Here is a 24,588-nt window from a genome sequence, read left to right on the forward strand (position 1 = left end):
TTATAAGGTTGATGGTGAGAATAGTTAATGAGAAACGGTTAAAAGAAATTTGTTTTAAGCATTAAGTTTTTAACAATTAAGTATATAAGAGCAAAATAAATATGATTGATAAACAGTCATTTTTATTTTGTCCTTACGTCTAGGACTAAGTCGTTATGATTTCTCTATATCAATAGCACAGGAAAGAATAACGAATTTATAGTGTTTTTAATCATTAGTTGAGCAATTAAATGGTTATGTATTTATGAAGAAGGTAATCATAAATCAAACCCATTGCTAATCGTATAAAAGCTGTTTGTAGTACCCCATAGGGTGGTTTACTAGTTATTCATGGCTTTTATTTTCTTTAAGGAAAACAGATGAATAAAATATTTAAAGTAATTTGGAACCATGCGACACAAAGCTGGGTGGCAGTCTCTGAACTTAACAAAACAAGAGGTAAAACAAAAGCCGTATCGCTAGCTAAAGAAGAGGTGAGTCAATCCGCTTCAGTCCTACTCAAATTCTCTTTAATTGCATCTGGTTTATTGCTTGCAAGCGGTCAGGTGATGGCAGCTGTAGGTACGGATAATACAGCAGCTGGTCAATGTTATTACGATACAGCAACGAATAGTGTTGTGTGCGGAGATAGCACCACAACAACAAACGGTAATGGTTCAAATAAAGTTGCCATCGGTACAGGTGCACAAGCCAATAATAACAACGATATTTCGATTGGTAATAGAGCAGGTTTTGGCTTTAACGATAAAGGTTCAAACTTTAATGGTTCTGGTAAATTCTCTTTTGTTGGTCAAGGAACTTTTACAACTAATACGGCAGAAACCATCGCTACTCACAGTAATCTTGCCATCGGTATTAATGCGGGTACAAATGCAACAGGTATAAGAAATATCGCTATTGGTGAAAACGCAGCAACCCAACACTTTGGTGATGAATCTATTACCATTGGTTATGGTGCGAATAATTTCAGTGGTGTTCGTAAAAATACTGATGGTACCGCATTAGCTGCTGGAGATACCTATCGTGCCAGACGTACCATTGCAATTGGTAAAGAAGCGATGACCTATGGTGAAGAATCTATTGCGATTGGTTATGGTGCAAATACAAAACAAACCGCTTATAACAATCGTGCTAATTATACCAATGCAGCTAGTGCAGTTGCACTAGGACGTGGTGCGACAGCGAGTGGAGATAGCTCTTTTGCTCAAGGTTACTTTGCTTCTGCACAAGGTCAAGGTGATATCGCTATTGGTATAGCTGCAAGAACATTATTAGATCCATCTTTACCAAATGGAGCGAGGAATTTCAGAATTGCTATCGGTCGTGAGGCTAAAATCGGTGAGGCTGCACTTAGCAACTCACTCGCTATTGGGAGCAGTGCTAAGGTCCTCGGAGGGAATAATGGCGTAGCTTTAGGTGCTTCTTCACAAACCATTGGTAACAATTTAAATGTGGCATTAGGTTCTTTTAGCCGTACATGGGGCGACCGTCCGAATGCGATTGGTAACTCAAACACCGCAGGGGGATTTGACTCTTCTGCTATTGGTGCTGCTTCTCATGTGCTAATGCGTTATGGCACAAACGGGGATACGTCAAATAATGGCGTTGCGGTAGGTGCAGGTGCGGTATCTGGCAATAGCTATGCTGTAGCACTCGGTAATGCGGTAGCCGTATTTGGTCTGAACTCAGGAGCTTTATCTGCTTCAAGTAAAAACCCTAATGCGATTAATTCACTTAATTTGGGTGATACAACTCAAGTGGGGAGTGCAACGAATACTAAATCGCCAATCACTATTATTGGCGGTGATGAAAACTTTGCGATTGGTAATAATAATGTTATCGGTTCAAGCTCACATAATAATATGGTGATGGGTAACCGTATCGCTGTGGGGGCAAGCAGCGCAACGACCAATGGAACGATTAATATCTACCGTTTAGCCATCAGAGATTCGGCAACCGGTCAAGTAACAGCACCTGCAACGGCTTATATTAAAGAAGGTAATGGAAATAATGCGATTTATTATGCCTTTGACCGTAATGCCGCAGATTATAAAGGTGCTCAATTAGATATGACCGGCAAAGCAGTAGCGGATGAAGTACCGTTTGTGCATATTGTTCCAATCTTTAATAACACTAAACCAATTAACCGTGCCGTGGCGATTGGTCAATCGGCTTCTGTCAATGATAATGATACCATTGCAATGGGTTCTGGTGCTGTTGCCGGAAATGCAAGTAAAGCGGCTAATACAACAGCTAATGCTATTGCGATTGGTAATAACGCAAAAGCAACAGAAATAAATGCTATTGCACAAGGGATGTCTGCCAATGCTTCAGCAGAAAATGCGATTGCATTGGGTAAATCAGCCAACTCAACTGGTACTCAAGCGATTTCAATCGGTGATACCTCAAAAGCATCAGGCAATGCAAGTGTGGCATTAGGTCCATCCACTAATTCAACAGGTGTAAGTTCAACCGCATTGGGTGATGGTTCTCAAAGTACACAGCGTTACGCAACAGCAGTCGGTGCTTTTGCCAAATCTTCTGGAGCAAGTTCAGTGGCATTAGGGCATGATGCTAATGCATCAAAAGCAAGTGCTGTTGCGGTGGGTCAAAATGCGAATGCTTCAGGAACAAACTCTCTTGCCTTAGGGCAAAATGCTAATGCAACACACAACAATGCGGTTGCCTTAGGTAGTAATTCTGTTTCAGCTGCTGCCAATCCAACATCAGAAGGTTTGGTAAGAGGCATAAAATATGATGGTTTTGCTGGAACAAATCCAACCTCAACCGTTAGTGTAGGTTCTAGTGGTAATGAGCGACAAATTACCAATGTCGCAGCAGGTCGTATTTCGGAAACATCTACTGATGCCATTAACGGTAGCCAGTTATATGCCGTTGCCAATAATATCAGTTGGAATATTACCTCATCCGCCTCTACTGGTGGAGAAGTCAGTGGGAATACTGAAGAGCGTGTTTATGCCGGTGAGCAGGTAAAACTGGATGCGGGTAAAAATATTAAGATTACGCAGGCTGGTCAAAACTTTACCTTTGCAACACGAGAGAATGTATCCTTTACCAATGTGACAACTGGTAATACTTCTCTAGATAATAATGGATTAAAAGTGGGTGATATTACAGTTACAAATACATCAATTACGGTTGATGATATGGATATTACTAATATCAACGATGCACTTCAAAGAACGGCTAAACAAGCCTTTAGCCCATTGAGTTTCAGGGGGGATGAAGGTAGCGCAACGCGCAAGTTAGGTGAGACTTTGCACATTGTAGCGGGTAACGCAGCCAATACCAGTACCAAAAACTTGAAGACAACCGTTACTAACATACAAGACGAGGGATACGCGGCAGTTGAAATCAGTATGTCTGAAAACCCTGTATTTAATTCAGTGCAAGTAGGCGGTGATAATGGTCCTAAGATTTCAGCAGATACAAACAACCCGAACAGCATTGCTATCGGTGATAAAGACGGTAACCCAACCAGTATTACCAATGTAGCCGGTAACTTAGATGGTGCAAAAGCGAATACAACAGCACCAACAACGGTAGGTACAGCACCAGATACAGCCACATTGGCTAATATTAGCAATAATGCCGCAACTGTAGGCGATGTACTTAATGCCGGTTGGAACTTGCAAGGAAATGGCGAAGCGAAAGATTTTGTAAGAGCCTACGATACCGTAAACTTTGTAAACGGTACAGGTACAACAGCTAGTGTAGAGAACAGTGATGGTATAACAAGTACGGTTACTTTTAACGTTAAGGCTGCTGACAGCTCTGTTGTAGTAGATGATAATGGCGTAAAAGTTAATATGGGTAATATCACTGCAGCGGTTAATACACCTGTAACAGATGCTGATGGTAATGTTGTTACTCCGGCAGGTAAAGTAACCGTAGCTGATGCCGATAAAGGTAAGGTAGCAACGGTTGATAATGTAGCGGAAGCGATTAACAGTGCAGGCTGGTTAGTGAATACAGGAGAAGCCACAGATCAAAATGCTTTTAACACAAGCTCACTTGAGAATGATCGTAAGGTCAGTGCTGGTGATAAAGTTGTCTTTCAATCTGGTAAAAATATGGCTGTAAAAGCAGATGCCGATGGTAATATTATCTATGCTACAAAAGATAATGTAACCTTTACCAATGTAACTGTTGGCGAGACTACTATCACAACAGATGGATTAACCATCAATAATGGTCCAAGTATTACTAACAACGGTGTAGATGCTGGTAATAAAGTGATTACCAATGTAGCTGATGGTGGAATAGGTCCAGATAGTAAAGATGCTATTAATGGTAGCCAGCTTTACCAAACCAATCAAAATGTAGCGAATAATACGCAAAATATTATTAACAATGCTAATACTATTGCGAATAACACAAAAGCTATTGCAAACAATACGCAAAATATCACAAACAATACCAATGCGATTAATAAATTAGCTAATAACACCATCACACTGGGTGGTGATGCGGATACAACAACGGATGCGCAAACCTTAAATAAAGAAGGTGGCATACAGTTTAATATCAAAGGTAGCAACGGCTTAACGACTAATGCTAATGGTGCAGATGTTACTGTTTCAATTACCCAATCAACCATTACAGCAGATGAAAACGGTAATGTAACAGTGGGTACTGAGGGTAACGCTTATGCGACAGCAGAAAATGTTGCCAAAGCAATTAATGATGCCCAAAAGACAACGATTGTGACTGCAGGTAAACATACAACCGTTGAGGGTAAGACAGAAGGTAAAGTCACTACTTACACTGTCAATGCCGAAAAAACAACCGTCAGTAGTACAACGGATAAATTAACCGTTACCGCAGGTGCAAAAGATGCTGATGGTGTAACAGACTATGCGATTGATTTAAGCCAAGAAACAAAAGACCTTATTGATAATGCGGCAAATAAAGACTTGAGCAATATCACTGATAACGGTAAAAATGTGATCAAAGGTTTAGTCGCCATGGAAGATGGTGAAAATACAAAAGTAACCACTGCAGATAAAGATGGTGTTAAAACATTTAAAGTTGATGTTGCTACGACCAATATTGCAATGAATGGTAATACCGTTCAATCAACCAATTCAACAGGACCTGTCTCTGCCACATCGGTAGCAAATGCGATTAATAATGCCGCATGGGTGGCTACCGCCTCAAAATCAGAGGGTGGTGAAGTCTTAAGTGCATCACAGCAAGCAGTCAAGGCAGGTACAACTGTCACCTTTGATGCCGGTAAAAACATCAAAATTACCCAAGATGGGGCGAAGTTTAGTTTTGCAACCAGGGATAACGTTACCTTTACCAATGTGGATGCGACTACGGTGAATGCAAGCACTGTCAATGTAGGTAATACCACCATGACGACAGATGGCTTAACCATCAATAATGGCCCAAGCATCACCAATAAGGGCATCAACGCAGGTAATCAGAAAATTACCAACGTAGCCAATGGCACAGCACCAACTGATGCCGTGAATGTGAGCCAATTAAATGCGGCTAAAACAAATGTGGTAGGTACACAAGGTGTGACCGTTACCCCGACACCTAGTGCTGATGGTGGTACGACATACACGGTTGCCGCTAAAACAGACAATGCCACGATTAGTGTGGATGCAACAGGCAATATCACGGCAAATACAGGCACAATTACCATTGCCTCTGACCTTGATGTAACTGATGCTTCTGGCAATATTATCCCTGCAGGTAAAGTAAGCGTTGCTACAGATAAGGGCGGTAAAATCGCCACGGTGGGTGATGTGGCTAATGCGATCAATAGTGCAGGTTGGGTAGTGAATACGGGTAAAGCTGCTGATCAAAATAGCTTTGATACCAACGCCATTACCCATCAACCAGCTAAAGTGAGCACAGGTGATAAAGTGACTTTCCAAGCAGGTAAAAACATGGAAGTCAAACGTGAGGGTGAAAACATTGTATATGCCACATCTGATAACGTGAGCTTTAACACCGTCAGTGCGGCTAATATCAATGTGAGTAATAACATTGTGGCAGGTAATAGTATCTCTATCGCCAATGGTGGGCCAAGTCTTTCAACACAAGGCATTGATGCCGCAAATAAAGTCATCAGCAATGTCGCACCGGGGGTAAGAGACACTGATGCGGTAAACGTAAGCCAACTCAAAGGAGCGGTGAATAATATTAATTCACAACTCAATAAGATGGATAAACGCCGTAAAGCAGGTCATGCGTCAGCCTTAGCGACAGCGGGACTTATGCAAGCCTACCGTGAAGGACAATCTGCCTTAACCGCCGGTGTGGGTCAATACCAAAGCCAAAGTGCAATTGCAATTGGTTACTCTCGTATTGCGGATAGTGGTAAATACGGTATCAAAGCAAGTGCAACCGCCAATACACAAGGGGAAGTAGGCGGAACACTAAGTGCAGGTTACTTCTGGTAATCCAATCGGTTAAGTATTAACTGTATTCAACAATAAAGACCCGTTTTAGCAATAGAACGGGTCTTTTCATATGCATAATAAAGAATAAACGGATAGATATACCCTTAATAACAAAATTTATAACGGTTAGTATAGAAAAAGCGTTATTTCATTATAAATAAAATCATTAAAGCACAAATAAAATGGATCGGATAAAAGACTTGAATGGAAAAGATATAAAGTATCACAAAAGTCAACTAAGCGATATTTGTAAAATAGTGTAAACACAAGATAACCCTATTCTAATAATGGGTATAGAAGTATTTTATTTCTTTAACGCAAATAGTATGAATATAAAGCAACAGACTAGATAAAAATTAATATTGTTTAGAAATAGTGTATTGATTTTATGAATAATTAAGTATAGTATAACCCAATTTTTATACACTAATTTAGATAATAGATACAAATATCTTTTAATTTATTATAATGTAATTTATTTTAATTAGATAATAAAATTTACATTTAGGTAATAGATTAGTAAGTAATTTTTCAATGCAGTATTAATAAAGAAAACAGGCTATAAAAGCATGTTTTCTTTATATTTATATGGTGAACATTTATGAATAAAATATTTAAAGTTATTTGGAATCATGCGACACAAACATGGGTTGCTGTATCAGAATTACAAACAGCAAGAGGCAAAACAAAGACTTTATCTTCAAGTAAAGTCTCCGTCATCGCATTATCATTAGCGACTACAGGGGCGACACTGATTGGTGGTGAGGCACTGGGTGCTGTTGTTGTAAATGATGGGTTTACTGGAGGTGGTGGTAATGCTCAAGCGACAGGCTCTAGTGCGATTGCAATTGGTTGGGGGGCGAAAGCTGGAACTAATACTTCTTGTAATACGGTATCTAGACAAGCCATTGCTATTGGTAATGAAGCGAATGCAAGCGGTGAAATGTCTGTTGCAATTTCATCTTCCGCAAATGCATCTGCAAATGATGCGGTAGCTATAGGTAATAGATCAAATTCTGCAGGTTCTAATGGGGTGGCTATAGGTAGTCACGCAAGCTCATCAAGTGAGCATTCAACCGCAGTTGGTTCTCACGCAAATGCAGTAACAAGAGGATCGGTAGCGATTGGGAAATATGCTCAGGTAATCAATGGAACTATTGTTGATAATAACCCTCAAGAGCGTAATCCGGATGGCACGCTGAAGCCGACGTTACTAGATCATTTTCAGTGGATAAGAGGAAAACAGGGTGATTCCCCAACGGTTGGAGAAAATAGTACAGGCGGATTTGCGTTGGGTGCTTTTGCGGTTGCTTATCCTACCGGTACGGCAATTGGTAATAATGCTTTCTCACAGCCGGATAGTCTTGCGTTTGGTAATGGTGCGGTGTCATTAAGTAAGCCTTCTTCAGGTGGTACATCATTACCCGGAATGGCGTTAGGTTTGACTGCATGGTCATCCGGGCAAGGTGCTCAAGCAATCGGTACAGGCACTCGTGCTGATGGAGCTTATTCAATTTCTCAAGGTTCAAAAGCTACAACATCTCGAGGTGGATCTGTTGCTATTGGTTATGAAGCCGGTGGAAAATCAGCTACTTCAGGTGATAGACGACAATTCCCAGCTGGTTCATTTGCAACTTATACGCTTCAAGAAACTCCGGAAGGATTAACTTCTACCTCTATCGGTGCTACAGCTCGTGGTCTTGCAGATGGCTCTGTTGCTATTGGTCGTTCAGCAAATGTTGATTCTAACTATAAACTTTCTGTTGCGTTGGGTACAGGCTCGGAAGTAACAGAAGATGTGCATAGCGGTAATGAGGCGAAATTTGTTACTTATAAAGACGCAAATGGTAATAATGTTACTCAAAACTTCACAGGTACTTACAAAGCGATTGAAGGTTTAGGTACAAGTAGTACAGGGCTTTTAACATCAAGCAATGCAAAAGGTACAAGTGTTTTATCTGTGGGTAGAGCAGGCCTAGAACGCCAAATCCAACACGTTGCCGCAGGTCGTGTAGCAGATGATTCGACCGATGCGATCAATGGTTCACAGCTCTATAATATTTTAAATTATATGGGCTTTAACGTGCATGAGAAAAACAACTCAGTAGCTCGTATCAACAATAACCAATTTATTAATTTTATTGATGGCAACTTAACGTCTGTCACCGTTACACCAAATAACGGCACCAATCCAAGCATTAAATATGATGTCAAACAAGGGACATTTGGCACAACAACAAACGGTACGTTAAGTTCTGGCAATCCTGGTGTGGCGACGGTTGCTTCTGTTGTCACTGCTGTAAATAATTCAGGTTGGTGGACAAATGCTGGCGGTAATGTTGTCGGAAGCTCAACGAATACATTGATTAAGCCTGGAAATGGCGTTAATTTTGTCGCAGGATCTGGCTTAACCATTGCACAAAGTGTGGTGAATGGTGTCGTAACCTATACGCTTACGGCTAACGCAACAGGCGGAGCGACCGGGGCAACGGGCGCGACTGGTGCTACTGGGGCAACCGGTCCACAGGGTGAGAAAGGTGATACCGGTGCGACAGGTGCAACCGGAGCAACCGGCGAGAAAGGTGATACCGGCGCAACAGGTGCAACCGGTGCAACCGGTCCGCAAGGTGAAACAGGAGCTACTGGGGCAACCGGTCCACAAGGTGCAACAGGTGCTACTGGGGCAACCGGTCCACAAGGTGAAACAGGTGCTACTGGGGCAACCGGTCCGCAAGGTGAAACAGGTGCTACTGGGGCAACCGGCGCACAAGGCGAAAAAGGTGATACCGGCGCGACAGGTGCAACTGGTGCACAAGGTGAGAAAGGTGATACCGGCGCGACAGGTGCAACTGGTGCACAAGGTGAGAAAGGTGATACCGGCGCGACAGGTGCACAAGGCGAGAAAGGTGATACTGGTGCGACAGGTGCAACCGGTGCACAAGGCGAGAAAGGTGATACTGGTGCAACAGGTGCAACCGGTCCACAAGGTGAGAAAGGTGATACCGGCGCAACAGGTGCAACCGGCCCACAAGGCGAGAAAGGTGATACTGGTGCAACAGGTGCAACCGGTGCACAAGGTGAGAAAGGTGATACCGGCGCAACAGGTGCTACTGGTGCTACTGGGGCAACCGGCGCACAAGGCGAAAAAGGTGATACCGGCGCGACAGGTGCAACTGGTGCACAAGGTGAGAAAGGTGATACCGGCGCGACAGGTGCAACCGGTGCACAAGGTGAGAAAGGTGATACCGGCGCAACAGGTGCAACCGGCGCACAAGGTGAGAAAGGTGATACCGGCGCGACAGGTGCAACCGGTCCACAAGGTGAGAAAGGTGATACCGGCGCGACAGGTGCAACCGGTCCACAAGGTGAGAAAGGTGATACCGGCGCGACAGGTGCAACCGGTCCACAAGGTCCAGCAGGTAAAGATGCCAAAGCGAATGTAACCTCAGATGAGGCAAACGGTACCCACACCATTACGATTGTGGACGGTAACGGTACGACAACCTCAGCAGTTGTAAAAGACGGTCATCACTTTGTTAAGACTGAGAAATCTCAAGATAGTATTTCTGGTAAACCAAATGATGAAGGAAGCAAAGTAAATACCGGTGATAATGTGACCTTTGTTGCTGCGAAAAACTTAGAAATCGCTCAAGATGGTAACAAAGTGACTTATGGTTTATCTGATCAAGTTGAACTTGGTCAAAAAGGTGAACCGGGTCAAGATGGTCAACCGGGTAAAGACGGTGTTGATGGCTCTATCGGTGTAAACGGTAAAGACGGTTCAGCGGTGGTGATCAACGGTAAAGATGGTTCAATTGGCTTGAATGGTAAAGACGGTAAAGACGGTTTAACCTTCAAATCAGCTGACGGTCCTCAAGGCGTTCAGGGTGAGAAAGGTGAGAATGGTTTACCGGGTGCAAACGGTACAACCCGTATTGTTTACCAACCAACCGATCCGGATGGTACGCCAAAAGGTGATCCTGAGCAAGTGGCAACACTCAATGACGGACTTATCTTCACTGGTAATAACGAAGAGCTAAATCGTCACAAATTAAATACCGTGGTGAAAATTGTCGGTGAAGGTGTAAATAAAGAGGCTTCAGATAAGTTTACATCTGCGACAGGCAATATCAATGTGAAAGCAGATGGTGCGGATACATTAGAAGTTCAATTGAACAAAGATTTAGACCTCACATCAAATGGTAGCGTAACAATTGGTGATACGGTTATTAAGAATGGCAATATAACATTTACCAATAATAATGGTACTGTTTCGGGTCTAAAAGATCATTTAACCGCTCCAGTTACTGCACCAACAAGCAATGTAACACAAACCACCGTACCTGATACCATTACAGAGGATCAGAAAAACCAAGCGGCTACAGTGGGTGATGTACTTAATGCAGGTTGGAACTTAAAAGCCAATGGTCAAGCTGTAGATGCTGTAACCCATGGTAATACTGTGGACTTTACAAGCAAAAATGGTAGTGTAACTATTAATGCAACAACTAATGGCAGCGTTTCAACCGTTGATTTATCGGTAGCAACAACCAATATTGCGGCGAATAACACAACAGGTCAAGCACAGATTGTGGATGATAAGGGCGACCCTATCACCAATAAAGATGACTTGGATAAAGCAAGCAATAAAACAGTTACGGCAGGCGATGTTGTCAATACCATCAATAACAGTGGTTGGACGACCAACAATGCCAAAGTGATTGATGAAAATGGCAATGTTGTTAAAGATGCTGATGGTAATGATGTAACTAAAAATGTTGTTGTTAACCCGGGCGATCAAGTCAATTACGTTAATGGCAAAGGTAGTACCGCTAATGTAACGGTAACGACTGATCCATCATCAGGTAAAGATACCGTTAACGTATCTTACGACGTGAAAGCCGGTGATAGCACCATTACCGTGGATGATGACGGTGTGAAAGTGAATACCGGAAATATCACAGCAGCAAGCGATCAAGACGTGAAAGATGCTGCCGGTAATGTTACTACTAAAGCGGGTCAAGTGAGCGTTAAAGGTACACCTGTTGGTGAAGAAACCCAAGCTGATGCAGATGCTCGTGAGGGTAATAAAGTTGCTACTGTGAAAAATGTTGCGGATGCCATTAACAGTGCAGGTTGGATCGTGAATACCGGTAGAGCAGATGATAAGAATATGTCATTTGAAACCGAAAAAGGTACAGCTGAGAAAATCAGTGCCGGTGATAAAGTTAACTTCCAAGCGGGTAAAAACTTAGAAGTGAAACGTGATGGTGAGAATATCATCTACACGACCTCGAAAGACATCGAAGTTCAAACTGTGACAGTAACAGGTGAACCGGGTAAAGACGGTCAGCCAGGCAAAGATGCTTCTGTTGTTGTTGGTCAAAAAGGTGAACCGGGTCAAGATGGTCAACCGGGTAAAGACGGTGTTGATGGCTCTATCGGTGTAAACGGTAAAGACGGTTCAGCGGTGGTGATCAACGGTAAAGATGGTTCAATCGGCTTGAATGGTAAAGACGGTAAAGACGGACTCACCTTCAAATCAGCTGATGGTCCTCAAGGCGTTCAGGGTGAGAAAGGTGAGAATGGTTTACCGGGTGCAAACGGTACAACCCGTATTGTTTACCAACCAACCGATCCGGATGGTACGCCAAAAGGTGATCCTGAGCAAGTGGCAACACTCAATGATGGACTTATCTTCACCGGTAACAACGAAGAGTTAAATCGTCACAAATTAAATACCGTGGTGAAAATTGTCGGTGAAGGTGTAAATAAAGAGGCTTCAGCTAACTTTACATCTGCGACAGGCAATATCAATGTAGTTGCTAATAAAGCGGATACATTAACGGTTAAATTGAACAAAGATTTAGACCTCACATCAGATGGTAGCGTGAAGATTGGTGATACGGTTATTAAGAATGGTACGGTTTCTAATTTAACCAACCATATTAATAATGCGAAAAATGTCACAGGCGGTGTGGATAATGCAACCCAAACAGCACCGATTACCAACATTACCGAGGCAGAGAAAAACCAAGCGGCTACAGTGGGTGATGTACTTAATGCAGGTTGGAACTTAAAAGCCAATGGTCAAGCTGTAGATGCGGTAACGCATGGTAATACTGTGGACTTTACAAGCAAAAATGGTAGTGTAACTATTAATGCAACAACTAATGGCAGCGTTTCAACCGTTGATTTATCGGTAGCAACAACCAATATTGCGGCGAATAACACAACAGGTCAAGCACAGATTGTGGATGATAAGGGTGACCCTATCACCGATTCAAAAGAATTGGCTGATGCCGGTAATAAGACCGTTACGGCAGGTGATGTCGTCAATACCATTAATAACAGTGGTTGGACGACCAACAATGCCAAAGTGATTGATGAAAATGGCAATGTTGTTAAAGATGCTGATGGTAAAGAAATCACTAAATCTGTTGTGGTGAATCCGGGCGATCAAGTCAATTACGTTGATGGCAAAGGTTCAACTGCAAATATCACAGTGACTACTGATCCTACAACAGGTAAAGATACCGTTAACGTATCTTATGACGTGAAAGCCGGTGATAACACCATTACCGTGGATAATGACGGTGTGAAAGTGAATACCGGAAATATCACAGCAGCAAGCAATCAAGACGTGAAAGATGCTGCCGGTAATGTTATTACTAAAGCGGGTCAAGTGAGCGTAGTTGGTACACCTGTTGGTGAAGAAACCCAAGCAAAAGCCAATGCACGTGAAGGTAGCAAAGTTGCCACCGTACAAAACGTAGCCGATGCCATTAACAGTGCATATCATACAGTTAATGCCTCAAATAGTGATATTCAAGTAGTGGCTAGTAATGGTACAACAACGGTGAGAGCAGGCGATACGTTAAACTTTGAAGCAGGTAAAAATCTGGTTGTAAACCAAACAGGTAAGAATATTGCCTTTGGTTTGGTAAAAGATATTGACGTTCAAACAGTAACGGTTACAGGTGAACCGGGTAAAGACGGTCAGCCGGGTAAAGATGCTTCTGTTGTTGTTGGTCAAAAAGGTGAACCGGGTAAAGATGGTCAACCGGGTAAAGACGGTGTTGATGGTACTATCGGAGTGAACGGTAAAGACGGTTCAGCGGTGGTGATCAACGGTAAAGATGGCTCAATCGGCTTGAATGGTAAAGACGGTAAAGACGGTTTAACCTTCAAATCGGCTGATGGTCCTCAAGGCGTTGAGGGTAAAGCAGGTAAAGATGGTTTACCGGGTGCAAACGGTACAACACGTATTGTTTACCAACCAACCAATCCGGACGGTACGCCAAAAGGTGATCCTGAGCAAGTGGCAACACTCAATGATGGTCTCATCTTTGCCGGTAATGACAATGTTAAGAAACGTCATAAACTCAATACTGTTGTTCAGGTGAAAGGTGAAGGTGTTGATGAAGCCGCTTCTAAATCATTCCAGTCGGCAAGTGGTAACATCAATGTCAAAGCGGATGATAACGGTACATTGCAAGTTCAATTAAATAAAGACTTACAAAATATCAATACCATCAGCAATGGCAATACACGCATTACCCTTAACCCAGGTGGTGGTACAACCATCAGTGGTGGTAATGTAAGTGTTGATGGTAACCGAATCACCAATGTTGCTCCTGGTCGTGATGGAACAGATGCGGTTAATGTTAATCAGCTGAACCAAGTGACTAACAACATCAACAAGAAAGTAGGTGATTTGAATAAACGCATTAAAGGTGTTGGTGCGAATGCAGCAGCAACTGCAGCATTGCCACAAGTCTTCTTACCGGGTAAATCAATGGTTGCCGCTGGTGCAGGTACATACGAAGGTGCTTCTGCGTTAGCAATCGGCTACTCACGTGCGAGTGATAATGGTAAAGTTATCCTCAAACTTAACGGTACTGTTAATACACAGAATGAGTACTCAGCCGGTGTTGGTGTTGGTTACCAATGGTAAGCTAGACAAGGAGTAAAATGAATGCTACAATTTAGAAGTTAAATTTTAGTTTTTTCATAAAACTCCCTTAAACCCCGATAGCATTTTGCTGTTGGGGTTTTTTTATTTTTCTAAGGTATTTGGATGTTTTATGACTAGACAAAAAATATGATTCTATTTATAATTGGGTTGAGGGCAACTGCTGCTGATAGTTACCCCTTACTTGTTGTAAAAAGCTACTTAGTAAGCATTATTCATGCATATTAAGAGCAAAACCAACAAGAGAAGAATTTGAAGGTATAGCTTCATTTTCAACTCCCTTTTATAGCCCATCTAAAACGGTGGGCTTTTCCGTTTGTTGAGCCACCTCAACGCAATGACTATCCGAGGATAGCCAAATACTCAGATCCCAACAAAGGAAGTGCAGCTATTCTACTGTATTTTATGGTTTAGGAAAATAAGGGTAAAAAGTAGGGTGGCTAAAAATAGCCTAGGGAATTATCATTAGAAGAGAGTTTTTTAATTAGGAAAAATAATATCCCCTTCTTCAAAAAATAGTGAAAAAGGGGAGGATGTGTTTTGAGAGTATAATATTGTTATTCTCTTTTATGGGTATTAAATTACTCTTTTTCTTGAGGAATAATCATCACGGGGCAAATTCCTGCATTAATAATGGCATAACTAACGCTACCGAGTATGCCACTAAAGAAAGGGCTTGTACCGCGAGATCCCATAATAATTAAATCAATAGGACTATCTGTCTGACGGCTTGCTTTTACTAATTCCACAATGACTTCTTTAGGGTCGCCTACCCCCATTTCTAAAGTAGCAGGAACACCTGCTTTATCTAATAGGGCTTGAACACCTTGAGTAGCTTCATTAAAGAGCTGTGTTTGATATTCTTCAATATCTTGTTTGGTAAATAATGTTTTGGCATGCGCAGTATGAAAACTAGGCTGAACATTAATCACACGAATATTTGCCTCTAATCGTTTGGCATTTTCAATTGCCCAAGCAAGGGCTTTTTTAGCATAATCAGATGCATCATAAGGTACAAGATAGGTATGTGTCATAAGTATCTCCTTTTTATAACAATACTATTAAGGTTTCTCTTTCTATTCTACCTTATTCATGATGGTTTGTATGCTTATGACGAGTTCTTTATAGATGAATAATTTAAATCTAAATAAAGTATGATAAAAAATCCAGAAAGTATAGTATTATTAAAAATATAATATAGTTTAAATTTATTGAATTACTATAAATAATAGTAAATTATTAAAGTTGTTTTTTATATATTGTATAAACTTGCTTTATCATCCTAATTTTACAAATTAGGATGATAATGGAGGAAATAATATGCGAGGGAGAGCTTTATATTATTAGAGGATTTTTTATTAGGTTTTTCTGAGTAGACAAAAATACCTAGTCTAATTTAATGTCTTGAAAAATCAAAAAATATAAACATAATATACACCTATTATTTCAGTATAATTTACCTAAGAATATTGAAAAAATTTGACTTAAAATGGTTATTGTTAAGTTTATTCTGTTGAGTTGGATAAATTTTCGTTTATAATTTTTATACGTTTCTATCTATTATCTGTTAAGCCTAGAAGGCAATAAAATGAGAGCGGAATTACATATTTCTCCAAAAATTATTCATTGGATTGCAGACTTGGAACATATTGATCCACAAGTGCTGGCGGATGAGCTTGCTCCTAAAAAAACAGATGATTTTTTAAATGGTGTCTTAACTAAAACTACGGCAGAAAAACTAGCAAAGAGAGCGAATATTCCGTTTGGTTATCTTTTTTTGCAAACACCTCCAACTGTACCGGCAATTAATATACCTGATTTACGTCAAGTAGTAGGGGCAGAACCACTTAGTAGAGATTTTATTGATGTATTGCAAGATATTGAATATAAACAAGAGTGGTTCAAAGATTACTTAATTGAGCAAGGTAATGAGGAATTACCGTTTGTAGGTAAATTTCCGTTCTGTATCAACGTAAATCCTAATGATGTCGCTAAGGATATTTTAGACACTTTAGGAATTCAGGATTTAATGGATCATATTAGAAAACTAAAGCGAGAAGATTACTTTAAGTTTTTAGCAACAGAATTTGAACGCATTGGTATTTTGGTTTTTAAAAATAGTGTGGTTAAACATAACAATAATAGAAAATTAAATATTAATGAGTTTCGAGGTTTTGCCTTAGTTGATGATATTGCCCCTGTTGTATTTATTAATGGTGCGGATTATCCTGCCGCTCAATTATTTACACTTATTCATGAGGTTGCTCATATTTGGATAGGTAAATCTGGTGTTTCTTCTTGGAATCAGGAACAAGCTGTTGAAGCCTTTTGCAATAAGGTTGCTGCAGAATTTTTGATGCCTACGATTGAATTTTATCGATATTGGAAAGAAGATGATGAGGAATTTAGTTTAGAAAAGTTAAGTAGCATATTTAAAGTTAGTCGACTTGCTGTTACTATCAAGGCGGTAACTTTAAATCTATTAGATCCAAATAAAATCGCTAAAGAACGAGAGAAATTAAAAACATTAAAGAAAACAAGTAGTGGTAGTGGTGATTTTCATCATACAGTTAGAGTACGGCAGAGTTATCGATTTAGTAATACGGTTATTAATCAGGTAATAAGTCGACATATTCCTCTTAGAGAGGCAGGAAAATTATTAAATATTCAAGCGGATACGCTAATATCTATTTATAAAAAACAACTGAGGAATGTTGAATGAAGCGTTACTTAATGGATGCTAATATTTTTATTACAGCAAAAAATACCTTTTATCAGTTTGGATTTGCTCAGTGTTTTTGGGATTTAATACTTGATCTACACAAAAAAGGAATTATTTATAGTATTAAAGCAGTGAAAGATGAAATCTTAAAACCATCAAAAGCAGATGAATTACAGAACTGGGTAGCGTTTTTACCCACTCAGTTTTGGGAAGATCATTTTTTATCCATAGCAAGCTATAGTAAATTAATGCAATATGCTCAAACGCTTAATGTAAAAGATATTGCGAAGCGGGAATTTGCTGAAATTAATAATGCAGATGCTTGGATTATAGCTCATGCCATGAATTATAATTTTGCTATTATCACAGAAGAAAAGTATAATCCTGATGTAAAAAAGAGAATTATGATTCCTAATGTAGCAAAAGTTCATAATATAGACACAATTACTTTATTTGAGTTTATGGAAAAATATGTGGGGCATAATTTTTCTATAAAGTAGATGAGAGGAACGTTAGGTATTATATTATTCTGGTAGTAAATAAACAGTATTAAAAATTATCAACAAAAGCTACTTTTCAAATACAGACTTATTTTTCTTTATATAATGGAAAAATATGATTTCTACAAAGGATGATCTGATGAAGAAATATACAAAAGTATTATCATTTGCCACTATGATGATGGTAGGTGCGATTGCTTTTGCTCAAGAGCAAGGGAGTGCAACGGGTGAAGTTCGCCGTATTGATGCACAAAAGGGTAAGATTGCCATTAAGCATGGCCCTATTGCCGATTTAAAATTATCAGCCATGACCTTGGTTTATGATATTGATAAAAAGTTATTAGTACCAATCAAAGCGGGCGATAAAGTAAAGTTTACCGCAACACATAAAGATAATCGCTACATTATTGATGAAATTGAAGTGAATAATTAATATTTTTGTTCGCTATATTTTACTTATAAAATTAGGATGTAATAAGCCCCTCATTTGAGGGGCTTTACGTTAGGTTTAAATAAAGAAAAATTAATTTTGTCCAATAAAATCAGGTAATGCTAATGAAATCTCAGGAATATACGTAATTAAGATGAGGAACAATAGCATAATGGTTAACCAAGGCATGGTGGCTCGGATAACGTGAGATAGTGGTAGTTTGGTAATCACAGAAGCCACAAAAAGGTTAAGACCAATAGGTGGTGTTAAAAGACCAATTTCCATATTGACCACCATAATAATACCGAGGTGAATAGGATCAATGCCTAAATGGGTAGCAATCGGGAATACAATAGGTGCTAAGATAAGGATAATGGCAGAGGGTTCCATAAAAGCACCTGCAAACAATAGCACAAGATTGACAATAATAAGGAATTCCCATGCTTTTAAATCCATACCCGTAACAATTTCTGTTAATTGTTGAGGGATTTGCTCTGTCGTAAGGACATGTGCAAAGAGCATGGCATTGGCAATGATAAACATTAGCATCACACTGAGTTTACCCGCCTCTAATAATACTTTAGGACATTCTTTTAGTTTAATATCTTTAAAGACAAAGACGGCAATAAAGAAAGCATAAACTGCTGCTACTGCCGCAGCCTCTGTTGCTGTAAAGATGCCTGAATAAATCCCACCTAAGATAATAACCATTAAGGTAATCCCCCAGAAGGCTTCTCTAGCCGCTTTTAACCATTCACGGAAAGTGGCACGAGGTAAAGCAGGGAGATTTTTCTTGCGAGCAATAATGTAGATGGCAACCATTAGAATAAGCCCTAATAAAGCCCCCGGTACAACGCCAGCCATAAATAAACGCCCTACGGATTGTTCGGTCGCTGCGGCATAGACTACCATCACAACAGAAGGTGGAATTAAAATCCCTAGTGTCCCTGCATTGGTAATAATCCCTGTACCAAATTCAATAGGATAGCCTGATCGAACCATACCTGCAATAGCGATAGAACCTACGGCTGCCACAGTAGCAGGACTAGAACCCGATAAAGCGGCAAAGAGCATACAAGATAGTACAGAGGCAATGGCTAAGCCCCCACGGATATGACCTACTGTTGCATTGGCAAAGTCAATTAACCGTCTCGCCACGCCACCCGTTGTCATAAAGACACCTGCAAGTAAGAAGAAAGGAATGGCTAATAAGGTATAGTGTTCAGAGGTTTCAAAGATTTTAACCGCAACAGAACTTAATGAGTCATTACTAAAGAAGATAATAACGACTGAACCTGCTAACCCCAATGATATAGCGATAGGTACACCAATAATCATGAGGAGGAATAATGTACTGAATAAAACGATAATAGACATTTTTATTCCTTATATTCTTCGTTAATTTTTAAGGCATCACTTGCTTCATCTGCCAGTCCTAAATCACTTTGCTGACCTTTGAATAAGCGGATAAGGATTTCAGTAAAACGCATAAAAATAAGGGCATAACCAAAAGGAAGAATAAGACCGATATGCCATATTTTGAGATGAAAAGTGTGTAAATCTTCTGCCCCTACATCGGCTTCATACATCACTTGAAGCCAATCATGACTTGCATAGAGAATAAGTCCTACATAGGTTAGGCAGAGTAAACAAGCAATAATACTGATAAAACGGCGCGTTTCTGTAGAGAACTTTTTAATAACAAAATCTACCCCAATATGTCCTGCCGTACGAACACCATAAGAAGCACCCAAAAAGATTAATGCACCAAAGAATACTTTTGTAATGGCGACACTCCATGTCATATCCATTGCCAGTGTCATAATAAAAATACCAATGGGTTCTGCAATAGGTTTTAAAGAGTCGTATTTTTCGGCAAGGAATAAAAAGGGTTGATAAAGACTATTCAGAACAACATAAATAAACGTAACTATTGTCATGATAGCCAGTGATAGAACAATACTTATTTCTTCTAATTTATTCCAAAAGCAGGAAAGGTATTTCATGAAAAATCCTTTATAAACAAGTAGGGAGATGCCTCCTGATAGTGGTCTATCTCCCTACTTGATGTACTACTACAAAATCATTATGGATTATTCGCCGCTTCGGCAGCAGAGATTAAATCTTTACCGATTTGTGCTTCAAATTTTTTCCATACAGGACGCATAGCCTCTCGCCATTTAGCGCGTTCTTCAGGGGTAAGGGTGATGATTTCAGTTTTACCACTATCAAGAATTTTTTGTTTATCGGCAAGATTAAAGTCATGAGAAATTTTATTCGTTTCAACAGCAACTTGGTCTAATGCTTCTTGTAAACCCGTGCGAATATCTTCTGGTAATCCTTCCCAGAATTTTGTATTCACAATCACCATATAAGAGAGTAAACCGTGGTTAGATTCTGTAATGTATTTTTGAACCTCGTGGATTTTTTGTGAATAGATATTTGAGTATGGGTTCTCTGCACCATTAACAACACCTGTTTGCAAGCCTTGGTACATCTCACCAAAAGCCATTTTACGTGGAACGGCTAAGATTTGCTTAAATTGGGCATCAAGTACCTCAGAGTTTTGAACGCGGAATTTTTGACCACGGGCATCTGTTGGCACACGAAGTGGTTTATTAGCAGAAAGTTGTTTAAGGTCATTGTTCCAATAAGTCAAACCTGTGATGCCTTTATCACGCATGACATTGAGTAACTCTTTCCCTTTCGCACTAAATTGGAATCGCTCTACGGCTTTAATATCATCAAAAAGAAAGGGTAAATCAAATAATTGAATTTTAGGGGTGTATTTATCAAATTTGGCTAAAGAGGGAGCAAGCATTTGTACATTATTGGTTAATAAGGCTTCCATCTCTTTCCCATCACCATAGAGTGAAGAGTTTGGGTAGATCTCAACAACAACACGTCCCGGAAACTTTTCTTCGGCAAGTTTTTTAAAGAGTGTTGCACCCTGACCTTTAGGTGTTTCTGCCGCAACAACGTGTGAAAATTTAATTACAATTGGTGCGTCAGCTGCAATGGCTGAATTTAGGGTAAAAGCACCAACTGTCGCCATAAATAATGTTTGTAGAAGTGTTTTTTTGAACATCATTATTTCCTTAAAAATATCCTAATGATGCATCTTAGAACACTTTGATATATTTATAGTCATTTTTTTATTAATATAGGGTTTATACTTAGAGCTATTGGATGTCCCGCATCTGGATTGACGATTTCTATCCTATAAGGCAATAATCTATTTGTATCATGTAGAATGTCATGGTAGGATAAGTGATAGTGAAAGATCTTTACTATCAAGTGGTAAAGGTATTGGGTGATAAAAGAATATGATGAATGGTTTTTTAGAATCTTTAAATAAGAAGAAGTTAATTTTTATTTTTGGTACTGGTGGCGCCGGCAAAACAACGCACGCAGCGAGCTTGGCTTTACAATTAGTGGCTTCAGGAAAAAAGGTATTTTTACTCTCTGCCAATGAAGAGGGTAGCTTATCAGAGATTTTGCAACGTTCACTTTCTTCAAGACCAAAGGAATTACAAGAGGGATTCTGGGCAACAGAAATAGATACGCGATCAAGTATATTAGCCTTTCTGAGAAATATAGAAATTACGGGGCATAGTGTTGCTTCATCTGGGCTACATCCCTTACCCTTATTGGAGGATTATTTATTACAGGCAAAAAATTTATCGGCTGATCATATTATTTTAGATTTAAATGATATGGCAATGATACAGTTTTTTTCACGATTTGCCGCTGTTGATAAAGGGTTATTTAATAGCACACAAATACAAGCAATAGGGGTAATGACTGCCACACAATTATCTTTAGTGTCTATGCGTCATATGCTTCAGATTTTAAAAAATTATAACGTAGCGTGTGATCAATTGATTATTAATAAATTGATGCCATTTAAGCAAGATGAATGGGCAGAATATGCGCACCGACAGCAATCCGTTCTTTCCTTATTAGAAGATGATTTTGAAGGATTTATTTATTACTATGTTGGGTTTTTATCATCAGATTTAAGAGGTTCTGAAGCCTTACTCGCCTTAGGGGAGAAAGGTGTGCTAAGAGAGGCAACATGGACACCACCGAGTGCCGGTATTTTTGCACGACATCAGATGGGTTGCCCTTGTTGTATGCCTTTATTAGATGATGGCGAGGACTAAGCTAGGTATGATGAATGAATAGATAAAGCATTTGCTGCTTTTACATCAAAATACTATACAGGCTGGCTATAAATAACCCCCACTATTTGGTATAAATAATGGGGGTTAATGCTAAGAATGGGATAAGTAGAAAGTGCTTATCATAAGGTGAGTTAGGGCATTATAAATCACCACGGATAAGCTAAGTATTTTCTCTTTCCTCTCGCTATTTAAAGTACATAGCGAGAGAGGTCTTGGCTACTAGCCGTTTCTTGAAGTTGTTGATTGACATAGTGGGCATCAATAACCACTTCTGTTCCACTCTTGGTAGTGGCATCAAAAGAAATTTCTTCAAGTAGTTTTTCCATGACGGTATAAAGACGGCGAGCACCAATATTTTCTGTGCGTTCATTCACTTCATAAGCAATTTCGGCAATACGTTTTAAGCCGTCATCAGTAAAGGTTAGGCAAACACCTTCTGTTTCAAGTAAAACAGAATATTGCTTAACGAGTGAGGCATCTGTTTCATTTAAGATTAAAACAAAATCCTCAGCAGTAAGTGAATCTAACTCAACACGAATAGGGAAACGCCCCTGTAATTCAGGAATTAAGTCAGATGGACGTGAAAGGTGGAAAGCACCAGAAGCAATAAAGAGGATATGGTCGGTTTTAATCATACCGTATTTGGTATTAACCGTTGTCCCTTCTACAAGCGGTAGTAAATCACGCTGTACCCCTTGGCGAGATACATCAGCACCACCATGTTCTGCACGACTAGCGATTTTATCCACTTCGTCTAAGAAAACAATACCGTTTTGTTCGGCATTACGAATGGCAATATTACGGATCTCTTCTTCATTGATACGTTTAGCAGATTCTTCTTCAACTAAGGCTTTAAAGGCATTTTTAACCGTCATTTTGCGAGGTTTTGTATTCTCTTTTCCAAGATTAGAGAATAGCCCACGGATTTGTTCGGTCATTTCTTCCATGCCAGGCATACCCAACACTTCTAGTTGAGGGCTAGCTTGTGCGATCTCAATGTCAATTTCCATATCATCAAGTTTTCCTTCGCGTAAGCGTTTACGGAAGGTTTGACGTGCGGTATTTTCTTCTCGGATAGGCTCACCATGTGCATCACGAGCTGGTGTTACTAATACATCTAAAATACGGTCTTCTGCCGCATCTTCTGCTTGTGTTTTCACACGGCGCATTTCGATATCACGTGTTTGTTTGACAGAGATATTGACTAAATCACGAATAATGGTATCGACATCACGTCCAACATAACCAACTTCTGTAAATTTGGTTGCCTCTACTTTGATAAAAGGGGCATTAGCAAGTTTAGCCAAACGGCGAGCTATTTCTGTTTTACCAACACCTGTAGGCCCAATCATTAAAATATTTTTAGGCTGAATTTCATGGCGTAGTGGTTCTGCTACTTGCTGACGACGCCAACGGTTTCGGAGAGCAACAGCGACTGATTTTTTGGCTTTATGTTGTCCGATAATATGTTTGTCTAGTTCTGAGACAATTTCTTTTGGGGTCATTACACTGATTTCGCTCATGACGGTATCCTATAATTAAAGTTTTTCAACGATATGATTTTGATTGGTATAAATACATAAGTCACCAGCGATTTCTAAGGATTTTTTAACAATTTCCTCAGGTGATAATTCTGTATTATATAAAAGGGCTTGTGCTGCGGATTGTGCATAAGCACCGCCTGAACCAATAGCGGCAATACCATGTTCAGGTTCTAGTACGTCTCCATTGCCGGTTAGTACAAGGGTATGCTCTTTATCGGCTACGATAAGCATTGCCTCTAGTCGGCGAAGTACACGATCGGTACGCCAGTCTCGTGTAAGCTCTACTGCCGCACGCATTAGATGACCTTGATGTTTTTCCAGTTTGGCTTCAAAGCGTTCTTGTAGGGTAAATGCATCAGCTGTTGCTCCAGCAAATCCAGCTAATACAGTGTCTTTATATAGACGGCGAATTTTACGGGCAGTCCCTTTGATAACGATATTACCTAGGGTCACTTGACCGTCTCCACCAATAGCGACTTCATTGCCTCGGCGGACACAAAGAATAGTAGTTGCGTGAAATTGTTCCATAATCATTCCTAAAATTTTTCACTATATGGGGGGGATATATGTATTTTCAAGGTGTTGATGGATAGAAAGTTCTGCTTATCATTTATCCGTTATGATTTCTAGTGGTGATAAATAATCGTAAGGTTAAGGTGTTATATTGCCTCTTATATCATCAAGTTATTATTTAAATCTTATCCTTTTATTTTAAATTTAAGGGTTTTTCTACACAATAGAAAGTGTGTTAGCGGTATAACAACTCATATACTATGCTAACTTATACTGT

At 39.9% G+C, this 24,588-nt stretch carries 12 protein-coding genes; 6 read left to right on the top strand and 6 right to left on the bottom strand.

Annotated features, from left to right (window positions below; all coding sequences use genetic code 11):
* Positions 1 to 359 precede the first annotated feature (359 nt).
* Complete coding sequence (locus F9B76_RS07630; RefSeq protein ID WP_159991580.1) at positions 360 to 6,440, top strand: ESPR-type extended signal peptide-containing protein; 6,081 nt, start codon at positions 360 to 362, stop codon at positions 6,438 to 6,440.
* A gap of 601 nt (positions 6,441 to 7,041) precedes the next feature.
* On the top strand, positions 7,042 to 14,397 hold the full coding sequence (locus tag F9B76_RS10440; protein ID WP_159991581.1) for a YadA-like family protein: 7,356 nt from the start codon (positions 7,042 to 7,044) through the stop codon (positions 14,395 to 14,397).
* A gap of 599 nt (positions 14,398 to 14,996) precedes the next feature.
* On the opposite strand, the gene F9B76_RS07640 is transcribed toward F9B76_RS10440, so the two are convergent.
* A complete protein-coding gene (locus F9B76_RS07640; protein ID WP_159991582.1) occupies positions 14,997 to 15,449 on the bottom strand; it encodes a universal stress protein in 453 nt (150 codons plus the stop codon).
* Between the two features lie 554 nt (positions 15,450 to 16,003).
* Between F9B76_RS07640 and F9B76_RS07645 the strand changes: the two genes are divergently transcribed.
* The 3 genes from F9B76_RS07645 to F9B76_RS07655 all read left to right on the top strand — a co-directional run bounded on the left by F9B76_RS07645 (position 16,004) and on the right by F9B76_RS07655 (position 18,070).
* On the top strand, positions 16,004 to 17,137 hold the full coding sequence (locus F9B76_RS07645; RefSeq protein ID WP_159991583.1) for an ImmA/IrrE family metallo-endopeptidase: 1,134 nt from the start codon (positions 16,004 to 16,006) through the stop codon (positions 17,135 to 17,137).
* Positions 17,134 to 17,637, top strand: a complete 504-nt coding sequence (locus F9B76_RS07650; RefSeq protein ID WP_159991584.1) for a DUF4411 family protein — start codon at positions 17,134 to 17,136, stop codon at positions 17,635 to 17,637. Before F9B76_RS07645 ends, F9B76_RS07650 begins: the two co-directional genes overlap by 4 nt.
* A 139-nt stretch (positions 17,638 to 17,776) precedes the next feature.
* Positions 17,777 to 18,070, top strand: a complete 294-nt coding sequence (locus F9B76_RS07655) for a copper-binding protein (RefSeq protein WP_201289299.1) — start codon at positions 17,777 to 17,779, stop codon at positions 18,068 to 18,070.
* A gap of 90 nt (positions 18,071 to 18,160) precedes the next feature.
* Here the strand turns inward: F9B76_RS07655 and F9B76_RS07660 are convergent, their stop codons facing one another.
* From F9B76_RS07660 to F9B76_RS07670, 3 genes are all read right to left on the bottom strand, one after another.
* Positions 18,161 to 19,444 (bottom strand): TRAP transporter large permease, encoded by a 1,284-nt coding sequence (locus F9B76_RS07660; protein ID WP_159991585.1) that lies wholly within the window; start codon positions 19,442 to 19,444, stop codon positions 18,161 to 18,163.
* A gap of 2 nt (positions 19,445 to 19,446) precedes the next feature.
* Positions 19,447 to 20,073 carry a TRAP transporter small permease gene (locus tag F9B76_RS07665; RefSeq protein ID WP_159991586.1) on the bottom strand — a complete coding sequence of 209 codons (627 nt, stop codon included), beginning with the start codon at positions 20,071 to 20,073 and terminating at the stop codon, positions 19,447 to 19,449.
* A gap of 80 nt (positions 20,074 to 20,153) precedes the next feature.
* Positions 20,154 to 21,122: a TRAP transporter substrate-binding protein gene (locus F9B76_RS07670; RefSeq protein ID WP_235914932.1), complete on the bottom strand. Its 969-nt coding sequence runs from the start codon at positions 21,120 to 21,122 to the stop codon at positions 20,154 to 20,156.
* 271 nt (positions 21,123 to 21,393) lie between these two features.
* Between F9B76_RS07670 and F9B76_RS07675 the strand changes: the two genes are divergently transcribed.
* Positions 21,394 to 22,233 carry an ArsA family ATPase gene (locus tag F9B76_RS07675; protein ID WP_159991588.1) on the top strand — a complete coding sequence of 280 codons (840 nt, stop codon included), beginning with the start codon at positions 21,394 to 21,396 and terminating at the stop codon, positions 22,231 to 22,233.
* A 209-nt stretch (positions 22,234 to 22,442) separates the two neighbouring features.
* Here the strand turns inward: F9B76_RS07675 and hslU are convergent, their stop codons facing one another.
* Both hslU and hslV read right to left on the bottom strand, forming a co-directional pair.
* Positions 22,443 to 23,777 (bottom strand): ATP-dependent protease ATPase subunit HslU, encoded by a 1,335-nt coding sequence (gene hslU, locus F9B76_RS07680; RefSeq protein ID WP_159991589.1) that lies wholly within the window; start codon positions 23,775 to 23,777, stop codon positions 22,443 to 22,445.
* Between the two features lie 15 nt (positions 23,778 to 23,792).
* A complete protein-coding gene (hslV, locus tag F9B76_RS07685) occupies positions 23,793 to 24,326 on the bottom strand; it encodes an ATP-dependent protease subunit HslV (RefSeq protein WP_159991590.1) in 534 nt (177 codons plus the stop codon).
* Between the last annotated feature and the right edge of the window lie 262 nt (positions 24,327 to 24,588).

Origin of the sequence: Pelistega ratti, from assembly GCF_009833965.1 — a bacterium.
Classification (GTDB): domain Bacteria; phylum Pseudomonadota; class Gammaproteobacteria; order Burkholderiales; family Burkholderiaceae_B; genus Taylorella; species Taylorella ratti.